Source organism: Paraburkholderia phytofirmans PsJN, assembly GCF_000020125.1.
Lineage (GTDB): Bacteria > Pseudomonadota > Gammaproteobacteria > Burkholderiales > Burkholderiaceae > Paraburkholderia > Paraburkholderia phytofirmans.
In genome coordinates this window covers 3,531,359-3,555,579 of the sequence record NC_010681.1, presented here as the reverse complement: position 1 = coordinate 3,555,579, position 24,221 = coordinate 3,531,359, and the positions used below count along the sequence as shown (strand labels likewise).

General features: G+C 62.2%; 25 protein-coding genes. 15 read left to right on the top strand and 10 right to left on the bottom strand.

What is annotated here, in order from left to right; genetic code table 11:
- Window positions 1-88: 88 nt before the first annotated feature.
- Window positions 89-1,084 (bottom strand): bifunctional riboflavin kinase/FAD synthetase, encoded by a 996-nt coding sequence (locus BPHYT_RS15675; protein ID WP_012434122.1) that lies wholly within the window; start codon window positions 1,082-1,084, stop codon window positions 89-91.
- Between the two features lie 117 nt (window positions 1,085-1,201).
- Here BPHYT_RS15675 and purN point away from each other — a divergent pair, with 117 nt between their 5' ends.
- The 6 genes from purN (at window position 1,202) to nadC (ending at window position 8,110) form a co-directional block, all read left to right on the top strand.
- Window positions 1,202-1,855 (top strand): phosphoribosylglycinamide formyltransferase, encoded by a 654-nt coding sequence (purN, locus tag BPHYT_RS15670; protein ID WP_012434121.1) that lies wholly within the window; start codon window positions 1,202-1,204, stop codon window positions 1,853-1,855.
- Window positions 1,852-3,111: an RsmB/NOP family class I SAM-dependent RNA methyltransferase gene (locus BPHYT_RS15665; RefSeq protein WP_012434120.1), complete on the top strand. Its 1,260-nt coding sequence runs from the start codon at window positions 1,852-1,854 to the stop codon at window positions 3,109-3,111. Before purN ends, BPHYT_RS15665 begins: the two co-directional genes overlap by 4 nt.
- Before the next feature lie 75 nt (window positions 3,112-3,186).
- Complete coding sequence (locus tag BPHYT_RS15660) at window positions 3,187-4,542, top strand: mechanosensitive ion channel family protein (protein WP_012434119.1); 1,356 nt, start codon at window positions 3,187-3,189, stop codon at window positions 4,540-4,542.
- Between the two features lie 202 nt (window positions 4,543-4,744).
- Window positions 4,745-5,941, top strand: a complete 1,197-nt coding sequence (locus BPHYT_RS15655; RefSeq protein ID WP_012434118.1) for a DesA family fatty acid desaturase — start codon at window positions 4,745-4,747, stop codon at window positions 5,939-5,941.
- Between the two features lie 130 nt (window positions 5,942-6,071).
- Entirely contained in the window at window positions 6,072-7,211 is a 1,140-nt protein-coding gene (gene nadA / locus BPHYT_RS15650) for a quinolinate synthase NadA (RefSeq protein ID WP_012434117.1), read from the top strand.
- Complete coding sequence (nadC, locus tag BPHYT_RS15645) at window positions 7,211-8,110, top strand: carboxylating nicotinate-nucleotide diphosphorylase (RefSeq protein ID WP_012434116.1); 900 nt, start codon at window positions 7,211-7,213, stop codon at window positions 8,108-8,110. Before nadA ends, nadC begins: the two co-directional genes overlap by 1 nt.
- A 91-nt stretch (window positions 8,111-8,201) precedes the next feature.
- Here nadC and nadB read toward each other — a convergent pair whose 3' ends face one another.
- The 4 genes from nadB to radC all read right to left on the bottom strand — a co-directional run bounded on the left by nadB (window position 8,202) and on the right by radC (window position 11,480).
- Window positions 8,202-9,800 (bottom strand): L-aspartate oxidase, encoded by a 1,599-nt coding sequence (nadB, locus tag BPHYT_RS15640; protein WP_012434115.1) that lies wholly within the window; start codon window positions 9,798-9,800, stop codon window positions 8,202-8,204.
- 249 nt (window positions 9,801-10,049) lie between these two features.
- A complete protein-coding gene (rpmG, locus tag BPHYT_RS15635) occupies window positions 10,050-10,217 on the bottom strand; it encodes a 50S ribosomal protein L33 (RefSeq protein WP_007180630.1) in 168 nt (55 codons plus the stop codon).
- A gap of 10 nt (window positions 10,218-10,227) precedes the next feature.
- Window positions 10,228-10,461, bottom strand: coding sequence for a 50S ribosomal protein L28 (gene rpmB, locus BPHYT_RS15630; RefSeq protein ID WP_012434114.1), 234 nt, complete (start codon window positions 10,459-10,461; stop codon window positions 10,228-10,230).
- Between the two features lie 239 nt (window positions 10,462-10,700).
- On the bottom strand, window positions 10,701-11,480 hold the full coding sequence (gene radC, locus BPHYT_RS15625; RefSeq protein WP_012434113.1) for a RadC family protein: 780 nt from the start codon (window positions 11,478-11,480) through the stop codon (window positions 10,701-10,703).
- A 165-nt stretch (window positions 11,481-11,645) separates the two neighbouring features.
- Between radC and BPHYT_RS15620 the strand changes: the two genes are divergently transcribed.
- The 7 genes from BPHYT_RS15620 to BPHYT_RS15590 all read left to right on the top strand — a co-directional run bounded on the left by BPHYT_RS15620 (window position 11,646) and on the right by BPHYT_RS15590 (window position 18,682).
- Window positions 11,646-12,101: an FKBP-type peptidyl-prolyl cis-trans isomerase gene (locus tag BPHYT_RS15620; RefSeq protein WP_012434112.1), complete on the top strand. Its 456-nt coding sequence runs from the start codon at window positions 11,646-11,648 to the stop codon at window positions 12,099-12,101.
- Between the two features lie 2 nt (window positions 12,102-12,103).
- Window positions 12,104-13,063: a 4-hydroxy-3-methylbut-2-enyl diphosphate reductase gene (gene ispH, locus BPHYT_RS15615; protein WP_012434111.1), complete on the top strand. Its 960-nt coding sequence runs from the start codon at window positions 12,104-12,106 to the stop codon at window positions 13,061-13,063.
- 540 nt (window positions 13,064-13,603) lie between these two features.
- Window positions 13,604-14,803, top strand: coding sequence for a branched-chain amino acid ABC transporter substrate-binding protein (locus tag BPHYT_RS15610; protein WP_012434110.1), 1,200 nt, complete (start codon window positions 13,604-13,606; stop codon window positions 14,801-14,803).
- A 230-nt stretch (window positions 14,804-15,033) separates the two neighbouring features.
- Window positions 15,034-15,984: a branched-chain amino acid ABC transporter permease gene (locus tag BPHYT_RS15605; RefSeq protein ID WP_012434109.1), complete on the top strand. Its 951-nt coding sequence runs from the start codon at window positions 15,034-15,036 to the stop codon at window positions 15,982-15,984.
- Window positions 15,985-16,002: 18 nt separating this feature from the next.
- Window positions 16,003-17,172 (top strand): branched-chain amino acid ABC transporter permease, encoded by a 1,170-nt coding sequence (locus tag BPHYT_RS15600; RefSeq protein ID WP_012434108.1) that lies wholly within the window; start codon window positions 16,003-16,005, stop codon window positions 17,170-17,172.
- 20 nt (window positions 17,173-17,192) lie between these two features.
- On the top strand, window positions 17,193-17,966 hold the full coding sequence (locus BPHYT_RS15595) for an ABC transporter ATP-binding protein (protein ID WP_012434107.1): 774 nt from the start codon (window positions 17,193-17,195) through the stop codon (window positions 17,964-17,966).
- A complete protein-coding gene (locus BPHYT_RS15590; RefSeq protein ID WP_012434106.1) occupies window positions 17,966-18,682 on the top strand; it encodes an ABC transporter ATP-binding protein in 717 nt (238 codons plus the stop codon). The genes BPHYT_RS15595 and BPHYT_RS15590 overlap by 1 nt, the downstream gene beginning before the upstream one ends.
- A gap of 82 nt (window positions 18,683-18,764) precedes the next feature.
- Here BPHYT_RS15590 and BPHYT_RS15585 read toward each other — a convergent pair whose 3' ends face one another.
- On the bottom strand, window positions 18,765-19,235 hold the full coding sequence (locus BPHYT_RS15585) for a GNAT family acetyltransferase (protein ID WP_012434105.1): 471 nt from the start codon (window positions 19,233-19,235) through the stop codon (window positions 18,765-18,767).
- An 18-nt stretch (window positions 19,236-19,253) separates the two neighbouring features.
- Window positions 19,254-20,438, bottom strand: coding sequence for an acetylornithine transaminase (locus BPHYT_RS15580; RefSeq protein ID WP_012434104.1), 1,185 nt, complete (start codon window positions 20,436-20,438; stop codon window positions 19,254-19,256).
- A gap of 34 nt (window positions 20,439-20,472) precedes the next feature.
- Here BPHYT_RS15580 and BPHYT_RS38225 point away from each other — a divergent pair, with 34 nt between their 5' ends.
- Complete coding sequence (locus BPHYT_RS38225) at window positions 20,473-20,769, top strand: hypothetical protein (protein WP_148225094.1); 297 nt, start codon at window positions 20,473-20,475, stop codon at window positions 20,767-20,769.
- Window positions 20,770-20,798: 29 nt separating this feature from the next.
- Here the strand turns inward: BPHYT_RS38225 and BPHYT_RS15575 are convergent, their stop codons facing one another.
- The gene (locus BPHYT_RS15575) at window positions 20,799-21,830 is read right to left on the bottom strand and encodes a CDP-6-deoxy-delta-3,4-glucoseen reductase (protein WP_012434103.1); all 1,032 of its coding nucleotides are present in this window, start codon (window positions 21,828-21,830) and stop codon (window positions 20,799-20,801) included.
- 109 nt (window positions 21,831-21,939) lie between these two features.
- Between BPHYT_RS15575 and BPHYT_RS15570 the strand changes: the two genes are divergently transcribed.
- Window positions 21,940-22,965, top strand: coding sequence for an NAD-dependent epimerase/dehydratase family protein (locus tag BPHYT_RS15570; protein WP_012434102.1), 1,026 nt, complete (start codon window positions 21,940-21,942; stop codon window positions 22,963-22,965).
- Between the two features lie 156 nt (window positions 22,966-23,121).
- Here the strand turns inward: BPHYT_RS15570 and BPHYT_RS15565 are convergent, their stop codons facing one another.
- Together BPHYT_RS15565 and BPHYT_RS15560 are read right to left on the bottom strand one after the other, a co-directional pair.
- A complete protein-coding gene (locus tag BPHYT_RS15565) occupies window positions 23,122-23,310 on the bottom strand; it encodes a hypothetical protein (RefSeq protein WP_012434101.1) in 189 nt (62 codons plus the stop codon).
- 167 nt (window positions 23,311-23,477) lie between these two features.
- Complete coding sequence (locus BPHYT_RS15560; RefSeq protein ID WP_012434100.1) at window positions 23,478-24,188, bottom strand: pseudouridine synthase; 711 nt, start codon at window positions 24,186-24,188, stop codon at window positions 23,478-23,480.
- Window positions 24,189-24,221: the final 33 nt, after the last annotated feature.

Below are 24,221 nucleotides of genomic sequence, written 5' to 3'. Positions count from 1 at the left end.
CATGTCGCGTGATCCACGGACGCCCTTCGATGCGCGCGGCGAGGGTCCACACACGCGGCGTTCAGCACGCTTGCATGGACCACGGCGGCTATCTAATTCGATCAGTGGCCGAGGTGGCGAAGCCCGTGGAACGGCTACCCGGCGTGCCGGCGCCAACTGCCGCGAACCACGCGCGGGCGTTGGCGACGTCGCGCGCGATGGCGGCGGTCAGCGTTTCGAGGTCGACGTACTTTTCCTCGTCGCGCAGCTTCTTCAGGAATTCGACGCGCACGAGTTTGCCATACGCGTCGCCGTGCCAGTCGAGCAGGTGAACTTCGAGCAGCACGCGGCCGGAGTCGTCTACCGTAGGACGCAGACCGAGGCTCGCGACGCCGGGCAACGGTTCGTCCGCTACGCCGTGCACGCGCACCACGAAAATTCCCGAGAGCGCAGGCCGCTTGTGGGCAATCGCCAGATTGAGCGTGGGGAAACCGAGATCGCGGCCGAGCTTCATGCCGTGCACGACGTGGCCGCTGATCAGATAGTCGCGGCCCAGCGCGGCGCGTGCCGAGTCCAGGTCGCCCGCCACCAGCGCGGCGCGCACGCCCGAGCTGGAAATGCGCGCGCCCGACGGATCGGCCACCGTGGCCATCTGCTCGACTTCGAAACCGTATTGCTGCCCCGCGGCCTTGAGCGAGTCGAAATCGCCCGCGCGTTTCGCGCCGTAGCGGAAGTCGTCGCCGATCATCACCCAGCGCGCATGCAGCCCGTTGACGATGATCCGTTCGACGAACGTGTCCGGCGACTGGCTCGCGAACGTGTGATTGAAGTGCTCGACCACCACCCGGTCGACGCCGTTGGTGCGCAGCGCCTCGAGCTTGTCGCGCAGCATGGCGATGCGCGGCGGCGCGCCGGCCGGATTGAAGAACTCGCGCGGGTGCGGCTCGAAGGTCATCACGCAGACGGGCAGGCCGCGCGCGTCGGCAGCCGCGCGCACGTGGGCGAGCAAAGCCTGATGGCCGCGGTGGACACCGTCGAAGTTGCCGATGGTCAGTGCGCAGGGCGCACGGCTTTCAGCATTGGGAAGACCGCGGAAGACTCTCACGATAGCGGGTTTGAGGTGGAGCGGGCGGGGTGCCGCAAAACAAGCGATTATAAACGTTCAGCGCAGTGGACGGCGGCGCGTCGCGGTTTCGGTGTTCCCGAATGATAAAATCCGCGGATGAAAAAACTCGTCATCCTGATTTCCGGACGGGGAAGCAACATGGAAGCCATCGTTCGAGCGTGCTCGAACGAGGCCTGGCCGGCGCGAGTCGCCGCCGTGATTGCCAACCGTCCCGACGCCGCGGGCCTTGCGTTCGCGGCGTCGCACGGCATTGCCACGGCGGTGGTCGACCACCGCCAGTTTCCTGACCGCGACAGCTTCGACGCCGCGCTCGCCAAAGAAATCGATAGTTTCGCGCCCGACCTGGTGGTGCTCGCTGGATTCATGCGGGTGCTGACAGCCGGTTTCGTCGATCATTACGCCGGGCGCATGCTGAACGTGCATCCGTCCCTGCTGCCGAGCTTTCCGGGCCTGAAAACCCATCAGCAGGCGCTCGACGCGGGCGTGCGGCTGCACGGCGCGTCCGTGCATTTTGTCACCTCGCAGCTCGATCACGGGCCGATCGTCGCGCAAGCGGCGGTTCCCGTCGAAACAGGCGACACCCCCGCCATGCTCGCCGAACGCGTGCTGGCAACCGAACACATTATTTATCCACGCGCGGTGCGCTGGTTCGTCGAAGGGCGTCTTGCTCTGGATGGCCTGCGTGTCACGCTTACGCCGCCGGAGCCGCAATGGCTCTTTGCCGGTCACACCGCCGGAGAGGGCGCATGAGATTGCATGGTTTTCTGATTGGACAAACTGAGACTTTGCTGGCCGAAGTCCTAAAACTTACCGGCCCGGCCGATGCCACCACCAGCCGTTTCTTCCGCGCGCATCCGAAGCTCGGGCACGGCGAGCGCGGTGTGATTGCCGAGGCCGTTTTCGCGGTGCTGCGCCGCCGGATGGAATTCGCCCATCTGGCCGAAGGCGGCGCCGGCAGCCCGGCGCGCCGCATGGCGTTGCTCGGCTTGATGCAGACGGCGGGGCGTAACGCGCTCAAGCCGTTCGTGTCGGAACAGGAGTTGAGCTGGCTCGAACACGTGTCGAAGATCGACCCGGAAAGCTTGCCGTTGCGGATTCGCCTGAATCTGCCTGACTGGATCTATCAGGCGCTCTCAAAGCGTTTCGACGCCGCGGAACTGGCGCAACTGGCCGCGGCGCTGAATTACCCGGCGCCGCTGGATCTGCGCGCGAACCCGATCAAGGCGAGCCGCGACGACGTGCTGAACGCGCTGTCGAAGGCCGGTATCGAGGGCGGCGCGACGCCGTTCGCGCCGTTCGGCGTGCGTGTGGTCGGCAAGCCGCCGCTCACCAAGCTCGACGCGTTCCAGCACGGCTGGGTCGAAGTGCAGGACGAAGGCAGCCAGTTGCTGTGCTCGCTGGTCGCGCCCAAGCGCGGCGAGATGATCGTCGACTTCTGCGCGGGCGCGGGCGGCAAGACGCTGGCGCTGGGCGCCGCAATGCGCTCCACCGGCCGGTTGTACGCCTTCGACATCTCCGAGCGGCGTCTCGCCAAGCTGAAGCCGCGGCTTGCGCGCAGCGGTTTGTCGAACGTGAACCCGGTGCTGATCGACAGTGAACACGACGCCAAGATCAAGCGGCTTGCCGGCAAGATCGACCGCGTGCTGGTCGACGCGCCGTGCAGCGGCTTGGGCACGCTGCGCCGTAACCCGGACCTGAAGTGGCGCCAGTCGCCGGAATCGGTCGCCGAACTGGCGCCGAAGCAGGCGTCGATTCTCGCCAGCGCGGCGCGACTGGTGAAGAAGGGCGGCCGTCTCGTCTACGCCACCTGCTCGATTCTGGAGGCGGAAAACGAAGCGGTGGTGCAGCAATTCCTCGCCGACCATCCCGATTTCGCTCTGGTGCCCGCGCGCGACGTGCTGGCCGAGCAGCGCATCGATCTGGAAATGGGCGATTACCTTTCGCTGTGGCCGCATCGCCACGCAACCGACGGCTTCTTCGCCGCCGTGCTGGAACGCCAGAGCTAAGCGCAACAGGCTGTTGCCGGCGCGCGCGGGTTTGATTCACGAATCTGTCCGTGCGCCGGCGATTGCGGCGACATCATGCAAAACCGCCTCTTCCCACATATGTTCAGCGACCTCACGCGCGACTTCGGCCAGCCCGTGATGCTGTGGCAGGTCGGCGTGCTGGTCGCGACGCTCGCGATCGCGTGGCTGCTCGCGCGCGTGTTGCGCCGCGCGCTGGATCTGCGCCGGCAGACGCGTTACCAGACGCTGCGTTTCGGCGCGGAAAGCCTGAATCGCGCGTTCTTTCCGCTGGTCGGCGCGGTCCTCGTGTGGCTTGCGCGGTCGATCACCGGCCAGTTCATGCACACGGCGCTGCTCGACCTGGCTTTGGTGCCGCTCTTCGGCATCGGCTTGATTTACATCGTGTTTTTCCTCGCGCGACGGGTTTTCAGCCACGACGGCGAGACTCATCCGCTGCTTTTCCTCGTCGAGAAAATCGTCTCGCTGGTGGTCTGGGTCGGCATGGTGCTCACGGTGATGGGCATTCAGGACGACGTGATCGCGTGGATGGCCGGCGTGCATTTCAGCGTCGCCAACGCGCATCTGACGCTGCTCTCGCTTATTTCGGGTCTGCTATGGGTGTGCGTGACGATGATCGTCGCAATGTGGCTCGGCTCCACCTTCGAAGACCGCCTGATGCGCTCGAAGACGCTCGACGCCAACCTGAAGGTCGTGGTGGCGCGGGTCGGCCGGGCGGCGTTCGTGCTGGCGGCGGTGCTGATCAGCCTGTCGCTGGTCGGCATCGATATCACCGTGCTGGGCGTGTTCGGCGGCGCGCTGGGTGTCGGGCTCGGCTTCGGCCTGCAGAAGATCGCGAGCAACTATGTGTCAGGCTTCATCATCCTGATCGACCGCTCGCTGCGTATCGGCGACACGATCAGCGTGGGCGGCCTGCAGGGCATGGTCACGCAGATTCGTACGCGCTACACGGTTGTACGCGGGCTGGACGGCATCGAAACGCTGATTCCGAACGAAAAACTGATTACGGACGTGGTGCAGAACCAGTCGTCTTATCTGACGCGTGGTCACGCGAAGGCGGCCGTACAGGTCGCCTATACGTCCGACGTCGAGCAGGCCATGACGTTGCTTGCCGAAGCCGCGCAGGGCGTACCGCGGGTGCTGCAGGAACCGGCGCCGACAGCTTATCTTGCGGGTTTCGGCGCGGACGGTATCAACCTCGAACTGGGCTTCTGGATCGAGGACGCGGCCACCGGCACTTCGGGCGTGCGCTCGGCTGTGAACCGCAATATCTGGCGTTTGTTCTCCGAACACGACATCACGATTCCATTCGCGCAACGCGAAGTGCGGATCGTCGGCAACGTCAGCGAGGTGATGCCGCAACCGGTAACAATGACCGCATCGGCAGTCAAGCCGTCCGACAGCGCCCGCTGACGGGCACTTTGAGCGCGCCAACAGGTCTCACTCAGGCATTCGGCGCGGTCCCGCTGATGATCCCGCACAAAAAATCCCTATTTGTTACAAACACTTGGAACGCTTCAAGTAGAATGTCGTCCAATCCCGCTGTATGCTTTCACTTTCTTGACATGCGCATTTTGCGTATGTCTCGTGTCTCTCGTTCCACAGGTAAATTGCCTTGTTGAATTCTTTGCTCGACTTCCTTGCCCACGGTCTGCTGCACTTCTCGTGGTGGCAACTTGTGCTGTACACGGCGATCGCGACGCACATCACGATCATCGGCGTGACGGTCTATCTGCATCGCTGCCAGGCGCACCGTGCGCTGGAGCTGCATCCGGTCGTCAGTCATTTTTTCCGTTTCTGGCTGTGGATGACCACGGGCATGTTGACCGGCCAGTGGGCCGCGATTCACCGTAAGCACCACGCCAAGTGCGAGACCGAAGAAGATCCGCACAGCCCGCAGACGCGCGGCATCTGGAAGGTGCTGCTCGAAGGCGCGGAACTGTATCGCGTCGAAGCGAAAAACGAAGAAACCATGCGCAAGTTCAGTCACGGCACGCCGAACGACTGGATGGAGCGCAACGTCTACACCAAGTACCCGATCCTCGGCGTGAGCCTGATGATGGTGCTGAACGTCGCGTTGTTCGGCGTCGTCGGTCTGACCATCTGGGCCGTGCAAATGGTGTGGATCCCGTTCTGGGCCGCCGGCGTGGTCAACGGCCTGGCGCACTTCTGGGGCTATCGCAACTTCAACTCGTCGGATGCGAGCACCAACATCTTCCCGTGGGGCATCATCATCGGCGGTGAAGAGCTGCATAACAATCATCACACGTATGCAACGTCGGCCAAGCTGTCAAACAAGTGGTACGAGTTCGATATCGGCTGGATGTACATCCGGATCATGTCGGCATTCCGTCTGGCCAAGGTGAAGAAGGTGGCGCCCACGCCGCGTCTGACCACCGGCAAGCTGGTGCTCGATCAGGACACGCTGCAAGCCGTGCTGGCCAACCGCTACGAAGTGATGGCGCGTTACGGTAAGGCGCTCAAGCGCGCCTATCGTCAGGAACTGGCGCATTTGAAGGAAGTCGGCGCGCGCGAGAAGTACCAGGTCATGCGCGGCGCGCGTAGCTGGTTCCACAAGGAAGAGGCGGGTCTCGACGAGCCGCAGAAACGCCAGCTGCCGCAAATCTTCGCGAACAGTCAGAAGCTCAAGACTTACATCGACATGCGCAATGAGCTCGCTGCCATGTGGGAGCGCTCGAATGCATCGCGCGACCAGTTGCTGATCCAGTTGCAAGATTGGTGTCATCGCGCTGAGCAGAGCGGTATTAAAGCGCTGCAAGAGTTTGCGATGCGACTGCGTCGTTATGCCTGACCGCGAAATCCATTAAAATCTCTGTACGTCACAAAACCCCGCGTTGGCGGGGTTTTGCTTTTTGGGCCGCGGAAACTGCAACGACATTCGATTGACAGTCCGCGGCGGCAGAGCGAAGGCAGAGGAGATCATGGATCAGCAGGCGATCAGGACCGTCGAATACGACCGGCCACAGGCCCAGGGCACGACCTGCGGCATCGGGCAGGCGTGGGCGAAGGTGCCCGACATGCCGTCGGCGGAAGAGAAGGTGGCGCTGAAGGCACGTATCCGCGCATTGCTCGAACGCGAGAAAGCGGTGCTCGTTGCGCACTATTATGTCGATGCGGAATTGCAGGAACTGGCCGACGAGACCGGCGGCTGCGTGGCCGACTCGCTGGAAATGGCGCGCTTCGGGCGCGATCACGCGGCGCAAACGCTAGTCGTCGCGGGCGTGCGCTTCATGGGAGAGACGGCAAAAATCCTCAGCCCGGACAAGCGCATTCTGATGCCGGATCTCGATGCGACCTGTTCGCTCGATCTCGGCTGCCCGGTCGATGAGTTCTCGGCTTTCTGCGACGCGCACCCGGACCGCACGGTGGTCGTGTACGCGAACACGAGTGCGGCGGTGAAGGCGCGCGCGGACTGGATGGTGACGTCGTCGATCGGCCTGGAGATCGTTGCCGATCTGCACGCGCGCGGCGAAAAGATCATCTGGGCGCCGGACCGGCACCTCGGCAGCTATATCCAGAACAAAACCGGCGCGGACATGCTGCTGTGGCAAGGTTCGTGTCTGGTGCACGACGAGTTCAAAGGTATCGAACTCGATCTGCTGCGCGCCGAATATCCCGGCGCGAAAGTGTTGGTGCATCCGGAGTCGCCGGCTAATGTGGTCGCGCAAGCGGACGTGGTGGGGTCGACCACGCAATTGATCGACGCGGCGCAAAAACTCGACGCGACGCATTTCATCGTGGCGACCGATCTCGGCATTCTGCACAAGATGCAGCTCGCGGCGCCCGGCAAAACCTTGATAGCCGCGCCGACGGCCGGCAACAGCGCAACCTGCAAGAGCTGCGCGCATTGTCCGTGGATGGCGATGAACGGTCTCGCGAACCTGGCCGATGTGCTCGAGCGCGGGCACAACGAAATTTTCGTCGATCGTGCAATCGGCGAGCGTGCGCGCCTGCCGATCGACCGGATGCTGGACTTCGCGGCACGTCACAAGAAGCGCGTGCAGGCAAGCGGCGATCTCGCGCGCGACACGCAACTCTATTCGAACGTGGGGGCGGCTTAATGGGCGCGCCAGAAGGCAACAAGCTGGAAGCGGTGTCGCCGCTGTTCGCTGAAATTTACGCCCAATACGGCACGGCATTCGACGCCGCGCTGACGCGCAACGTAACCGACGCACTGGCCGAAGACATCGGCGCAGGCGACCAGACTGGTCGCCTCGTTCCGGCGGACGATGTGCGCGAGGCACGCATCATCGTGCGCGAAGATGCGGTGCTGTGCGGCGTGCCGTGGTTCGAAGCGGTCATGCGCCAGGTCGATCCGCGTATCGAAGTTAAGTGGCGTTATCGCGAGGGCGAGCGGATGACGGCCGACACAACGGTCTGTGAAATGCGCGGCCCCGTTCGCGCCTTATTGACCGCGGAACGCAACGCGCTGAACTTCCTGCAATTGCTGTCGGGCGTGGCGAGCGCGACGCGTCGCTATGTCGATGCCGTCGCGCATACGCGAACACGCATTCTCGACACGCGCAAAACCTTGCCGGGCTTGCGGCTCGCGCAGAAGTACGCGGTGCGCGTGGGTGGCGGGGCGAACCAACGGCTTGCGCTATACGACGGCATTCTCATCAAGGAAAACCACATTGCCGCGGCCGGTGGTGTGGGCGCGGCAATGGACGCAGCGCTGGCGCTGAATGCGGGCGTGTCCATCCAGATCGAAGTCGAGACGCTCGATCAGTTGGAAACGGCGCTGGCTCATCGCGCGCAATCCGTTCTGTTGGACAATTTCTCATTCGATGCCATGCGCGACGCGGTGCGCATCACAGCGGGGCGAGCAGTGCTGGAAGTGTCGGGCGGTGTGAACTTCGACACGGTGCGCACGATTGCGGAAACGGGCGTCGATCGCGTGTCGATCGGTGCGCTGACGAAAGACGTGCGCGCAACGGATTACTCGATGCGAATCGTCTGACGCTCAAGCCCGCAATCAGTCACGTCCAATCGGACGAAAGGCCATCGCCGGATCATTTCGGCGATGGCCTTTTCGTTTTCACCTGTCTCGATCACACGTTGCGGTTGCGCACATGCTCCGGCGAGAGCACGGTCGGCAGCGCCTTGGGCAAGGTCGTCGGCCAGTCGCGGCTGAAGTGCAGGCCGCGGCTCTCGCGCCGCGAACGGGCGCCTTCGACGATCAGCGAAGCCACGTCGACCAGATTGCGCAATTCGAGCAGATCGCGGCTCACCTTGAAGTTCGCGTAGTACTCGTGGATCTCGTCGCGCAGCAGGGCGAGCCGGTGCTTCGCTCGCGCGAGCCGCTTGTCGGTCCGTACGATACCGACGTAATTCCACATCAGGCGGCGCAGTTCGTCCCAGTTGTGCGCGACCACGACTTCTTCGTCGGGATCGGACACGCGGCTTTCATCCCAGTCCGGCAGCGGGGCGTGGACGGAGGCGCTAAACCCTTCTTCTTCGATGGCCTGCGCCGCGGAGCGCCCAATCACCAGGCACTCGAGCAACGAATTGCTGGCCAACCGGTTCGCACCATGCAGGCCCGTGCATGACGTTTCGCCGACCGCATAGAGGCCTGCGAGATCCGTGCGGCCCGCCAGATCGGTGACGACGCCGCCGCACGTGTAGTGCGCGGCAGGCACGACCGGAATCCCTTCTTTGGTGATGTCGATGCCGAATTCCTGGCAGCGCGCCAGAATCGTCGGGAAGTGTTCGCGCAGGAATTCAGGCGGTTGATGGCTAATGTCGAGATACACACAGTCGATGCCGCGCTTCTTGATTTCGAAGTCGATCGCCCGCGCGACGATGTCGCGCGGCGCGAGTTCGGCGCGTTCGTCGTGATTCGGCATGAAGCGCGTGCCGTCCGGCAGTTTGAGAATGCCGCCTTCGCCGCGCACTGCTTCCGAGATCAGAAATGACTTCGCATACGGATGGAACAGACAGGTCGGATGGAACTGGATGAACTCCATATTCGACACGCGGCAACCGGCCCGCCACGCCATCGCGATGCCGTCGCCGGTCGCGGTGTCGGGATTCGTAGTGTAAAGATAGACCTTGCCGGCGCCGCCGGTGGCGAGCACGGTATGCGGTGCCTCGATCGTCACCGTGCGCCCGCTTTGCAGATCTAGCGCGTACAGGCCGTGACAACGTCGACCGGGCAAACCGAGGCGGTCGGACGTGATCAGGTCGATGGCGTAGTGATCTTCGAGCAGCGTAATGTTCGGGTGACGGCGCACTCGCTCACTGAGCGTGGCCACCACGGCATGGCCCGTTGCGTCCGCCGCGTGAATGATCCGGCGATGACTGTGACCGCCTTCGCGTGTGAGGTGGAAGCCAAGCTCGGCGGCGTCGTCTTTGGTGAACGGCACGCCTTGCGCGATCAACCATTCGATCGCCGCACGCCCATGTTCGACGATGAAGCGCGTGGCCGCCTCGTCGCAAAGACCGCCGCCGGCGATCAGCGTATCGCGTACGTGATTTTCGATGCTGTCTGCCGAATCGAGAACTGCTGCGATGCCGCCTTGCGCCCAGTCGCTTGCGCCTTCGGTCATGGATCGCTTGGCGACCACCGCAACACGACGAGTCTCCGCCAGATTGAGCGCGACGCTCAACCCAGCCAGACCGCTACCGACAATCGCCACATCGAATTCCATTGCCTACATCTCCGTCTTTTCGTTTTGCGATGACGGCGTGCATTCGCTCGCCGCTAAAACGAGAAAGGATACGCGCCGCGACGGATGAGGGAAAGCTGGCTGAACGACATAAGACTGTTCGCGTTGGCGAATAGGTAGCAACAGAAACGCTGGAGCGAAAAACAAACACGCGCTGAAAGCAAAAAAGCCTCGCACGAATGCGAGGCTTTTTTTGCATGTCTTTTGCCTTCGTCAGGCTGGAGCCAAGATTTATTTAATCTTGGTTTCCTTGTACTCAACGTGCTTACGGACGACCGGATCAAACTTCTTGATCAGCATCTTTTCCGGCATGTTGCGTTTGTTCTTCGTCGTCGTATAGAAGTGACCCGTGCCTGCGGTCGATTCCAACTTGATCTTGTCGCGTGCGCCTTTTGCCATGATTTACTCCTTAGGCTTCGCCGCGTGCGCGCAGATCTGCGAGCACGGAGTCGATGCCGTTCTTGTCAATCAAGCGCAGACCGGCGTTCGAAATGCGCAGACGCACGAAACGGTTTTCGCTTTCCACCCAGATACGGCGGCTTTGCAGGTTCGGCAGGAACCGGCGCTTGGTTTTGTTGTTCGCGTGGGAAACGTTGTTGCCGCTCATCGGCGCTTTCCCAGTTACTTGGCATACGCGTGCCATGAGAGCACTCCTAATACGCTAATTCTGAGTTCGAACGCCGTGAAAGTTTCCCGAAAAGACTCGCGCTGAGCTTGTGACAACTCTAGACACGTTTCCTTTCCGGAACGCCTTGGTGGCTTCGGAACAGGGGGTTGGAAATAGGCAAACCGGAATTATAGCGGAAAAAAAGCCGCAAAATCAAACCTTATTTGCGATGCCAGACCCGGCGCAATGTCTGCGCGACTCCGGTTCGTGCCGTCTCACGGCCAGCCGGCGCGCGCAAACGAGTAAACGCTGTCGACGCCGACCACCAGATGATCGACCAGTTGCACGTCGATCAGTGTCAGGGCGTCGCGCAGCGTATGCGTCAGACGGCAGTCGCTTGCGCTCGGCTGGACCGCGCCAGACGGGTGATTGTGCGCGACGATCAGGCTGGCCGCATTCAGGCTCAGTGCGCGCCGCACGATTTCGCGCGGATACACGGCCATGCGCGTGAGTGTGCCTTGCGCGCTTTCCTCGCAGTGTATCAATCGATGCCGCGCGTCGAGGAAGAGCGATACGAAAACCTCCAGTGGACGGCCGCCGATCCGCAAACGCAGGTAATTTTCCACGGCTTCAGGTGAATTCAGCAGCGAGCGCGAACGCAGCTTGTCGACTAACGAACGTCGCGCCATTTCCATGATGGCGAGCAGTTGCGCTTTTTTCGCCGGGCCGATGCCGCGCAGGCCGTCGAAATCCGTGTAGGTCGCGTCGAGCATGGCGCGCAGCGAGCCGAAGCGGTCCAGCAACTCGCGCGCGACGCTGAAGACGTCGTGACCGGGCAGGCCGGACCCAAGTATCAACACGATCATCTCGGTATCCGACAGCACGCCGGGCCCTTGCCTCAGCAACCGCTCGCGCGGCATGTCGTCTTTAAGCCATTTGCCCCGCAACAGCGGCGAGGGCGCAAGTTCGCCGCAAGCCGTCGCGTTGGACGGCGGCGACTCGCCGGCGGCCGCCTCGAGGGCGGTTTCGTCAACCAGGGTGGCGTCTTCTGCCATATATAGAGTGTCCTCCGCTTCGGGTTTGGGGCGCCACGACGCAAGCCGCTGCCCGCCATGTGGCTTACAATAGACGCTTTGCGCACGGCACCCGACGGTTTGCCACACGCGTCGACCGCGCCAGCGGCGCACGCGTGCAGCGCGCTTCGACTGAGCGAGCATTGCATGAGCATCATCGACATTTCCGAAGTGAAACCCGGTTCACATGTGACGCTTCACTACCGGCTTTCCCTTGCCGATGGCGCCGAAGTCATCAATACGTTTAACGACAAGCCGGCCACGCTGCTGCTCGGCGCCGGCCAACTGGCGCCGCCGTTGGAAGATATTCTGCTAGGTTTGAAGGTTGGCCACCACTCGACCTTTCAGCTAGCGCCGGGCGAGGCGTTCGGTCCCCGCAATCCGGAATTGATTCAGCGCGTGTCGCTGGCCACGTTGCGGGAAAACAGCATGATCGGCGAGGATTTTTCGCCGGGCGACCTGGTCGAATTCAACGCGCCGGGTGGCGGCCGTTACGCGGGCGTCCTTAAAGAAGTCGGCGAAACCTCGGCTCTGTTCGATTTCAACCACCCGCTTGCTGGCCAGGCGCTGGCATTTGAAGTGAAAATCATCGGGATTCTGTAAACATGAGCACCACGGATACGACTCTTGCTGAAACCGAGATCCTGCTGGCGCAGCCGCGCGGGTTCTGCGCCGGCGTCGACCGGGCGATCGAGATCGTCGAGCGGGCTATCAAACTGCACGGCTCGCCGATCTACGTGCGTCACGAGATTGTCCATAACGCCTATGTCGTCGAGGATCTGCGCAAAAAAGGCGCGATCTTCATCGAGCGGCTTGAAGAAGTGCCGGCCGGCAATACGGTCATTTTCAGCGCGCACGGGGTGTCGAAGGCCGTGCGTTCGGAAGCCGAGTCGCGCGGGCTGCGCGTGTACGACGCGACGTGTCCGCTCGTGACCAAAGTACATATCGAAGTCGCAAAGATGCGCCAGGACGGCTTCGACATCGTGATGATCGGCCACAAGGGCCATCCTGAAGTCGAAGGCACGATGGGGCAGGCGGGCGAGGGCATGCATCTGGTGGAAGACATCGACGACGTGCAGGCCTTGCAGCTGGCCGACCCCGAGCGGATCGCCTTCGTTACGCAAACCACGCTATCGGTCGACGACGCCGCCGAGATCATCGGCGCGTTGAAGGCCAAATACCCGTCCATCCGCGAGCCGAAGAAGCAGGACATCTGCTACGCCACGCAAAACCGCCAAGACGCGGTGAAGTTCATGGCGCCGCAGTGCGACGTCGTGATCGTAGTCGGCAGCCCGAATAGTTCGAACTCCAACCGGCTGCGCGAACTGGCCGAAAAGCTCGGCGTGCCCGCCTATATGGTGGACTCGCCTGATCAGATCGATCCGGTCTGGGTGGAAGGCAAACGCCGCATCGGCGTGACGGCCGGCGCCTCGGCGCCGGAAGTGCTGGCGCAGGCTGTTATAGCCCGGCTGCGTGAGCTCGGCGTGCGCAACGTGCGCGCGCTGGAGGGCATCGAGGAAAACATCGCGTTTCCGCTGCCGCGCGGGCTCGGTCTGCCGGCCTGACAATCCGCCAACTGCTGAAAGGAAAGCGCGCCCCAGGGCGCGCTTTTTTTATCTCCAGACTTCAACCAGCTCATCAAAAATAAAGTGCCAGATCATAAGAGATTGCTAGTTTTGGTGTCCACTCGCACAAATTTCTTTGAAATGTGATCTGGTTTTTTATACATTTATAAGTGATGCGTCCCCGTTTTATATGACCTAAGCCGATCGCGCATTTTTTTGACGCACTATGATAGTGCGTGCGTCTCGATATCGCTGAAAACGTAATACCTAAGGCAAACCGTGCTGTAACCGGGTGTCGGGGGAATTCGCTGCAACACTTGATGCCATTGGGTGCAGCGCTGGTGCAACTGATGCACGGAAAACAATCGCAACCGGGTTGCGCCTTTTAGGGGATTTCGCTCTCAAAATAAGGTTGCAATGCAGGAAAACCCTGCCGGTTCAACAATATTGCCCGTCGCAAAATTGGAGTTACAATGCGCGCGTTCTCAAGGCCTTAGGGCCCCGAACAATAGTTTCTGGAAGGCGCAGGAGACCTACTTAATGCGAGTCAGATTTGCTTACGCCGTGTCCATCGCGGCCGCGGTTGCGATGTTGACCGCGTGCGGCAAGAAACAGGATGGCGAGGCGGGAGCGGGTGCGTCGGCGGCTACGGTTGCGGCGGCACCGGCGAGCGAAGCGACTGTCGTGAAGATCGGCCATGCGGCCCCATTGACCGGGCCCATTGCTCATCTCGGTAAAGACAATGAAAACGGCGCGCGTTTGGCGATCGATGAAATCAACACCCAGGGTTTGACTATCGACGGCCACAAGATCCAGTTGGAGCTCGATGCGCAAGACGACGCCGCGGACCCGAAAACGGGCACGGCGGTCGCTGAAAAATTCGTCGACGATCATGTCGTCGCCGTGGTCGGCCACTTGAATTCTGGCGTCTCGATTCCGGCGTCCAAGATATATAGCGATGCCGGGATCCTGGAAATCTCGCCGTCGTCCACGAACCCGGGGTACACGCAACAAGGTTTCAAGACGACATATCGCGTGGTCGCGACCGATGCCCAGCAGGGGCCGGCGCTCGCCAACTACGCAACGAAAGTGCTCAACGCGAAACGCATCGCGATCGTCGATGACTCGAGCGTCTACGGCAAGGGCCTGGCGGACGAGTTTGCGAAGACAGTACAGGCGAGCGGGGCAAAGATCGTTGCGCGCGAAAGCACGAATGACAGGGCTACGGAGTTTCAGGCCGTCCTTAGGAAGATCAAGCGTGTTCAGCCGGACGTGATCATGTTCGGCGGCATGGACGCAACGGGCGGGCCGTTCACCAAACAGGCGGCGGCGCTCGGTATCAGGGCAAAAATCCTTGGCGGCGACGGTGTGTGTACCGACAAGGTGGGTGAGCTGGCGGGAACCGCCGTGCAAAACCTGGTCTGTTCGGAGGCAGGACTTGCGCTTTCGAAAATGGACAAGGGAGCGGACTTCGAAAAGAAGTACGTGGACCGCTTCCACACACCGGTGCAGATTTACGCGCCGTTCACGTATGACGCTGTGTACGTGATTGTCGATGCAATGAAGCGCGCTAATTCGATCGAGGCGCCCAAGGTGCTGGCTGCGATGCCATCGACCGATTACAACGGGGTAATCGGTCACATCGCGTTCGACGACAAGGGTGATTTGAAAGAGGGCGCCATTACGCTTTACGACTTCAAGGACGGCAAGAAAGCAGTTCTCGACGTCGTGAAGATGTGATGACGGGACGTTCAGCCTGACGGCACCGAAACCACCCAACGGTGCCGTTTTTGCATCCGCTCAAGACGAGCCTGCGATCGCAACCCGGTCGTCATGGCAAACCGGCGGCGGATAACCCTTACCGGTCTTTTACATCAGTACCCGCAGTGCCGTTGAGATTGGCGTACCGCATCACCGCCCACCGGCTGATGAAGAACGCGAATCCAGTCGCACGGGCTAAGGAGCATTAAATGGATATTTTCATCCAGCAGGTCCTCAACGGGCTGGTGCTTGGCAGCGTTTACGCCATCATCGCACTGGGCTATACGATGGTTTACGGCATCTTGGGCATCATCAACTTCGCTCACGGCGATGTGTTGATGGTGGGCGCGATGGTTGCGCTCTCAGCCATAGGCGTGCTTCAGAACCACTTCCCCGGCCTCGGCAATGTGCCGACGCTCATCATCGCGCTGATCATTGCGGCCATTGTGTGCGCGGCGGTCGGCTACACGATCGAGCGCGTCGCCTACCGGCCGTTGCGCAAGGCGCCGCGTCTCGCCCCGCTGATCACCGCGATCGGCGTGTCGATCCTGCTGCAGACGCTGGCCATGATGATCTGGTCGCGCAACCCGCTGCCGTTTCCGCAGCTGTTGCCCACCGACCCGCTGAACGTGATCAAGGCCACCGACACGACGCCTGGCGCCGTGATCTCGATGACTGAAATCGTGATCATCGTGGTGGCGTTCCTCGTGATGGGCGGCCTGCTGCTGCTGGTCCACAAGACCAAGCTCGGCCGCGCGATGCGAGCCATCGCGGAAAACCCGGGCAATGCCTCGCTGATGGGCGTGAACCCGAACTTCGTGATCTCGGCCACCTTCATGATCGGCTCGGCGCTCGCCGCTCTGGCCGGCGTGATGATCGCGTCGGAATACGGCAACGCGCACTTCTATATGGGCTTCATCCCCGGCCTGAAGGCCTTCACCGCGGCGGTGCTCGGCGGTATCGGCAATCTCGGCGGCGCGATGGTGGGCGGCGTGATTCTTGGCCTGATCGAACAGTTGGGCGCCGGCTATATCGGCAACCTCACTGGCGGTGTGTTCGGCAGTAACTATCAGGACGTGTTCGCTTTCATCGTGCTGATCATCGTGCTGGTGTTCCGTCCGTCGGGCCTGCTTGGCGAACGTGTTGCGGATCGCGCCTGATCCCGGGAGAAAACAGACATGACCTCAATTCAACCGATCGAGCCGTCCACGACGCTCATCCCTGAAAAGAACCTGACGAAGACGCTGACCGTCGGCATCATCACCGCGATCTTCGTGATCGCCGCACCGATGATCATCGGTGCGGCCGGCGGCAACTACTGGGTCCGCGTGCTCGACTTCGCGATGCTGTACGTGATGCTCGCGCTCGGCCTCAATGTGGTGGTCGGCTTCGCCGGCCTGCTCGATTTGGGCTACATCGCGTTCTACGCGGTCGGCGCCTACACGTCCGCGCTGCTGAGTTCGCCGCACCTGTCGTCGCAGTTCGAGTGGATCGCGCATCTCGCGCCGAATGGCCTGCACGTGCCGTTCCTGATCATCGTGCCCTGCGCGATGGCGGTTGCCGCGTTCTTCGGTGTGATTCTCGGCGCACCGACGCTGCGTCTGCGCGGCGACTACCTCGCCATCGTGACGTTGGGCTTCGGGGAAATCGTCCGGATCTTCCTGAACAACCTCGACCGTCCGGTGAACATCACCAACGGCCCGAAGGGGATCACGGGGATCGACCCGGTGCACGCCGGCGACTTCAGCCTCGCGCAAACGCACTCGCTGTTCGGCTTGCAGTTCCCGTCGGTGTACTCGTACTACTACCTGTTCGTGCTGGCCGCGCTGCTGGTGATCTGGGTGTGTACGCGCCTGCAGCACTCGCGCATCGGCCGTGCATGGGCCGCGATCCGCGAAGACGAAATTGCCGCCAAGGCGATGGGCATCAACACCCGTAACGTGAAGCTGCTGGCGTTTGCAATGGGCGCGTCGTTCGGCGGCCTGTCGGGCGCGATGTTCGGCTCGTTCCAGGGCTTCGTGTCGCCGGAATCGTTCACGCTGCCGGAGTCGATCGTGGTGCTGGCGTGCGTGGTGCTGGGCGGCATGGGCCACATTCCGGGCGTGATTCTCGGCGCGGTGCTGCTCGCGGTGCTGCCGGAATTCCTGCGCTCGACGATGGGTCCGCTGCAGAACATGGTGTTCGGCCATGAAATCGTCGATACGGAAGTGATCCGTCAGCTGGTCTACGCATTGGCCATGGTGCTGATCATGCTGTACCGCTCGGAAGGCTTGTGGCCGTCGCCCAAGCATGAAGACAAGATCGCGAAACTGTCGAAGCGTAGCGGCAAGAAGCCGGTACGGGCCTAACGGACACGAGGTGAATAACTATGAGCGATAACATTCGACTGTCCGTGAAGGGCGTGAACAAACGCTTCGGCGGTTTGCAGGCGCTGTCCGAGGTCGGACTCGAGATCAAGTCCGGCCAGATTTACGGTTTGATCGGCCCGAACGGCGCCGGCAAGACGACCTTCTTCAACGTGATCACGGGCTTGTACACGCCGGATTCGGGCGAGTTCAAGCTGGACGGCGAGAACTACACGCCGACCGCGGTCTATCAGGTGGCGAAGGCCGGTATCGCGCGCACGTTTCAGAACATCCGTCTGTTCGGCGGCATGACCGCGCTGGAAAACGTGATGGTGGGGCGCCATGTGCGTACGAAACACGGCCTGATCGGCGCAGTGTTCCAGACGCCGGCCGAGCGCAAGGAAGAGCGCGAGATCAAGGAACGCGCGATCGAACTGCTGGAGTACGTCGGCATTGCGCAGTACGCGGACTACACGTCGCGCAACCTGTCGTACGGCCACCAGCGTCGCCTGGAAATTGCCCGCGCGCTGGCAACGGATCCGAAGCTGCTCGCGCTGGACGAACCGGCGGCCGGCATGAACGCGACGGAAAAGGTCGAGCTGACCAAGCTGCTCGACAAGATCCGCGCCGACGGCAAGACGATCCTGCTGATCGAGCACGACGTGAAACTCGTGATGGGTCTGTGCAACCAGATGACGGTGCTCGACTACGGCAAAGTGATTGCGCAAGGTCTGCCGCAGGACGTGCAGAAGGATCCGAAGGTGATCGAAGCTTATCTGGGTGCGGGGGTCCACTAATGGCTACAGCAATGTTGAAAATCAAGGGCCTGCAGGTCAATTACGGCGGCATCCAGGCAGTCAAGGGGATCGATCTCGAGGTCGCGCAGGGCGAACTGGTCACGCTGATCGGCGCGAACGGCGCGGGCAAGACCACGACGATGAAGGCGATCACGGGTCTGAAGCCCTACACGATCGGCGACATCGAGTACATGGGCGAGTCGATCAAGGGCGTGCCGCCGCATCTGCTGTTGAAGAAGGGTCTGGCAATGGTGCCGGAAGGGCGCGGCATCTTCGCGCGCATGTCGATCGTCGAAAACATGCAGATGGGTGCTTATCTGCGTACGGATACGGACGGCATCAAGGCGGACGTCGATCGCATGTTCGGTTTTTTCCCGCGTCTGAAGGAGCGTGCGGCGCAGTACGCCGGCACGCTTTCGGGCGGCGAACAGCAGATGCTGGCGATGGCGCGCGCGATCATCTCGCGTCCGAAGCTGTTGTTGCTTGACGAGCCGTCGATGGGCCTGTCGCCGATCATGGTCGAGAAGATCTTCGAAGTGGTGCGGGCGATTTCGGCTGAAGGCATGACCGTGCTGCTGGTCGAGCAGAACGCGCGTCTGGCGCTGCAGGCAGCGAATCGCGGTTACGTGATGGACTCGGGTCTGGTCACGATGTCGGGTGACGCGAAGCAGATGCTGGATGATCCGAAGGTGCGGGCAGCGTATTTGGGTGAATAAGCCTGATTAGTTTGCTCTGCCTATAAAAAAGGCCGCATGCGCGAAAACGCATGCGGCCTTTGTCTATCTGGCGTGACTCAGGTCAGGCGGCAGGCGCCGCGTCCGCGAATTCACCTAGACGCTTGCCGAGGCTGATCACCGCATCGGCGCGATAACCGAGCGCCTCGTAAAACGCACGGATATCGGCCTTCGCGGACAACACCTGCAGATTCAGCTTCGGACAGCCGCGCTCCGTTAGTGCGTTTTCGACATGCGCGACGAGACGCGTGCCGATCCCGTGCCGACGCAGCGACTCATCCACCGCGAGCGAATACAGCCAGCCGCGGTGGCCGTCGTAGCCGCCCATCACCGTGCCGGCGATCCGTTCGCCGAGCACCGCGACAAAGAACAGTTCCGGCTGCGTCGCCAGCTTGTTGGCGATCGACAGATGCGGATCGCGCTGCGGCCGCGTCACGTCCCGGTACTCAGGGAAGGCTTGCTGCCACAGTGCGATCACGGCATCGGTGTCGCTCGCTTCGAAGCGGCGGATCGATAGCGTTGCGCTCGTCGTCATACGCGCGGTCCTGTTCGCTTACAGCGTGTCGAGAATCGAACGCAGCATCGTCATCATCTGGTCGATCTCTTCGTTCGTCACGTTCAGCGCCGGCATGAAGCGCAGCAGGTTCGGACGCGCCGCGTTCAACAGCAGGCCGTCGGGCTGCATGTCGCGCGCTTTTTCGACGATCTGGTTGCCGATGTCCTTGCCGAGCAGCAGCGCGCGCAGCAATCCTTCACCGCGTTCGCCCTCGAAGCCGCGCTCTTCCGACAACTCCAGCAGCTTCGCGCGCAGATACTCGCCGCGCGCCCGCAGGCCTTCGAGGAAACCCGGCGCCGTGAGTTGCGAAATCACCGAGTAGCCGACCGCGGTCATCAGCGGATTGCCGTTGTAGGTGCCGCCCTGATCGCCGGCCTCGAACACGGCGATCTCCGCTTTCGCGAGCAGCGCCGCGAGCGGCACGCCGCCGCCGATGCCCTTGCCAAGCGTCATGATGTCCGGCTCGATATCCGACAGTTCGTACGCGAACAGCGTGCCGGCACGGCCGCAGCCGCTTTGCACTTCATCGACGATCAGCAGCAGGTTGTGCTTTTTCGTCAGCTCGCGCAGTTGCTGCATGAACTCGCGCGTGGCGGGAATCACGCCGCCTTCGCCCTGAATCGGTTCGAGCATCACGGCAACGGTTTTCGCGTTGATGAGTTTTTCCACCGACGCGATGTCGTTCAGATCCGCCTTCGGGAAGCCAGGCACTTGCGGTGCGTAGATCGTGTCCCAACCCGGCTTGCCGCTCGCCGACATCGTGGCGAGCGTGCGGCCGTGGAAGCTGTGATCGAACGTGATGATCTCGAACGCGCCGTCCTTGAACTTCTTGCCCCACTTGCGGGCGAGCTTGATCGCGCCTTCGTTGGCTTCGGCGCCGCTGTTCGCGAAGAACACCTTGTCGAAGCAGCTATGTTGCGTGAGCAGGCCGGCGAGTTGCGCCATCGGCTGGTTGTAGAAGGCCGGCGATGGGTTGATCAGCAATTGCGACTGCTTGTTCAGCGCTTCGATCATGCCGTCGTTGCAATGGCCGAGGCTGTTGACCGCCCAGCCCTGGATGAAGTCCAGATATCGCTTGCCGTTGTTGTCGTAGAGCCACGAGCCTTTGCCGTGCGTGAAAACGATTTCGGGCCGGTTCGTGATGTACATCAGCGACTCGATCGGATATTCATTGAAATTCATGACGGCAGGCTCCAGACAGCGGGGGTGAGGGTGGATGAAGATTGGCCAACTACGAAGCGGGGGCCGGAAAAACAGAAAAGCCACGGCATGCCGTGGCTTTCATGATTCGAACAGCTTGCGCCTTGGTGTGGCGCGAATCCGTGACGAAGCCAGCGGCGTCCCTAGGGGAGCGGCGAGCGGCGACGTCGAAGTTCGGACTGGATGCGGTTCATGCGCGAAAGAATACGACAAGGAAAGCGCCGGTGTAAACCATGAATTTGCGATGGATGGCGTCGAAACGGATTTTTGTGCGTCAGCCATCATGCTGACACGTTATTTAGGCGCGGCCTGACCGATTGCTCGATCAGGCCGCTTGTCCCATCAAACCGCGTTCGCCAGATCCGCTGCGCTCGTGAACGAATCCGCATAGAACTCGTCTTCCGGCAAACCGTGATGCTGCGTGAAATCGCGTTGCGCTGACTCCACCATCACCGGCGCGCCGCACGCATACACCTGATACGCCGACAGATCCGGCAGATCCTCGATCACCGCGCGATGCACGAAACCGACGCGGCCCGTCCATGCGTCGCCCGCGTCCGGTTCCGAGAGCACCGGCAAGAACTTGAAGTTCGGAATCTCGCGCGCCCATTGTTCGGCCAGCTCGAGCAAATACAGGTCCTTCTTGCGACGTGCGCCCCAGTAGAGCGTCATCGGCCGGTTCAGGTTCTTGAACACCGCGTGCTCGACGATCGCCTTCAGCGGCGCGAAACCCGTACCCGACGCGAGCAGCACGATCGGCTTGTCCGAATCTTCACGCAGGAAGAACGTGCCGAGCGGTGCCTCGAAGCGCAGGATGTCGCGCTCCTTCATGGTATTGAACACGTGATCGGTGAACGCGCCGCCGGGCATGTGACGGATGTGCAATTCGATCGGACCTTCGGTGTGCGGCGCATTCGCCATCGAATAGCTGCGGCGCTTGCCGTCTTTCAGAATGAATTCGAGGTACTGGCCGGCGAGATATTGCAGACGCTCGTTGGCGGGCAATTGCAGCTTCAGCACGACGACGTCGTCGGCCTTGCGCTCGATCGCGTTCACGCGGCAGGGCAGCTTCTTGACCTGCACGTCGCCGACGCCCGCCACTTCGCGGATGTCCACTTCGAGATCGGTGCAGGCGGTCGCGCAGCAGAAGAGCGCCATGCCGCGCGTCTTTTCGTCGTTCGACAAAGCCGACGACGAATGCGCACGCTGCTCGATTTCCCCGCTGACCACCGTGCCCTTGCACGAACCGCAGGCGCCGTTCTTGCAGCCGTAGGGCAGGCCGATGCCTTGGCGCAAGGCGGCGCTCAGCACCGGTTCGTCCTGTTCTACCTGAAACTGCCGGCCGCTTTGCCGGAGCGTGACGTTAAATGCCATAAAGTGTTCGAAATCGAAAAGTCGGTAATCGTTATCGGACCCGCGTGACCGGACCCGGCGTGTCAACTGCGCGGTACGTGCCGCGCTTGACGGCTACAATGCGTCCACCATGAAAGCGACACGAAACTTCCGCCGGCCGCGCGTGTTAATCGTAGGTTGCGGCGATGTCGGCATGCGCTGCGTGCCCTTGCTGCAGCCGCGCGCGCATGTCTTCGCGCTGACCAGCCACGCCGGGCGCTGCGCCGAATTGCGCGCCGCGGGCGTCACGCCGCTGGTCGGCGATCTCGACGTGCGCGGCAGCCTGAAACGGTTGGCGGGCCTCGCACCGACGGTGCTGCATCTCGCTCCGCCACAGAAAACCGGCGACGACGACCGCCGTACCCGCGCCTTGCTCGCTACTTTAAGCACTCGCCGCGCTTCAGCGCGGGCTGCCGTGGCGCCTGCGGTCCCGCCGGTAGGGCGGTTGCGCCAACTTCGTGCCTCGTGGGCGGAATCTGGAACAGCCAATATTGTACCCGACGGGGTGCGCCGGACCGCCGCTTCGCGTGCGCCCGTGCGCCTCGTATACGCGAGTACGACGGGCGTCTATGGCGACTGCGGCGGCGCGTGGATCGACGAGACTCGCGCGACGCAAGCCGCCAACCCGCGCGCCAAACGGCGCGTCTCGGCCGAGCGGCAATTGCGGCGCGCGACCGCGCGCGGCAGCGTCGCGGCAAGCATCGCGCGGATTCCGGGCATCTATGCGGGCAACCGCCTGCCGCTCGCGCGGCTCGAAAAGCGCACGCCGGCCCTGGTCGATGCCGACGACGTCTACACCAACCACATTCACGCCGACGATCTGGCCGCGATCCTCGTGCGCCTCGCCACGCACGGCCGGCCGGGGCGCGTAGTGCACGCGTCCGACGACACGTCGCTGAAAATGGGCGAGTACTTCGACGAGGTCGCCGACGCGTTCGGCCTCGCGCGCGCGCCGCGCATCACGCGAGCCGAAGCGGAGTCGCAGATCGAGCCGACCTTGCTGTCGTTCATGCGTGAATCGAGGCGGCTGATAAACCGGCGTCTTAAAGGGGAATTGCGGGTGCGCTTGCGGTATCCGAGCGTCGAAGATTTTTTGCGTGAAGGCGTGAAGGCGTGAAGGCGTGGCCGGGAGCGCGCCGTATCAAGCCGTTTCACGCATCACAGAAAGCCACGAAAAAGTGCGGCAAAAAGCCATCTCTCCAGGTGTCGCCCGGAAAATCCCACCCACGCCGCGCTCTACCCACCGCATCAGCGCGACGCAGCCCCGCGAGCCCTACGTCAGCGCGGGCAATGCTTCCAGCAACAGGAAACACAGCATCGCGCCGATCAATGCGCCGATCAGGTTCGGATGATATTTGTGCCGCAGCCGCATCACGACCAGCAATCCGCCGATCAGGACCAGTCCGACGCACACGAAAGCAATCATCACGGACGAAATCTGGAAACCATCGTGGATGATCATGGCGCCCCTCCTTGAACTCTTTGTAGTCTTTGTTTAAACGAGTATAGGGCGAGGTGTAAGGAAGATCATGCTGCGACGCAGCGCGCGAGCGGGCGCCGCGCGCGCTATGTGCGCAGCCGCTCACGCGTTTTCCTGCCGCATCAAGACCTTAAAGGGGCGCTACCGGTTTACCCGCTCCGTAAAGATCCGAGGTCGGTTTCGTCGAGCCATTGCCATGCGCCCGGCGCAAGCGTTTCGGGCAACGCGAGTCCGCCGATCCGCTCGCGATGCAGCGCTTCGCAACGGTTGCCGGCCGCGGCGATCATCCGCTTGACCTGGTGATACTTGCCTTCCATCACGGTGAGCGCGAGCGTGTTAGCGCCGCGCGCTGCTGCGTCGACTGCGGCAATCGGTTTGGGCTCGCCGTGCAGCAGCACGCCGTCGCGCAGCGCGCTCAATTGCGCGTCATCGAGTGGATGTCGCGTGGTTGCGATATACACCTTCGGCACTTTACGTTTCGGTGACGTGAAGAGGTGCACGAACTTGCCGTCGTCGGAGAGCAGCAAGAGGCCGGTGGTGTCCTGATCGAGGCGCCCCACGCATTGCACGCCGCGCTCGGCGAACTGCGGCGGCAACAGGCTGAACACGCTCAGATGATGCTGCGGATCACGCGAACATTCGTAGCCCGCCGGCTTGTTCAGCAGCAGATAGGCGTGCTCGCGATACGGCCAGTCGACACCGTCCACGCTGAAGAAGAAGGCGGTGTCGCCGGTGGGGAAATCGGCGTCGGCATCGGTGCAGGCAACGCCGCCGATGCTCACGCGCGCGTCGGCGATCAGCGCGCGGCATTGGCGGCGCGAGCCGAAACCTTGAGTGAAGAGGATGCTTTCGAGATTCATGGCGAGCGAAGAATAACACCGCAAGAAGCGGAG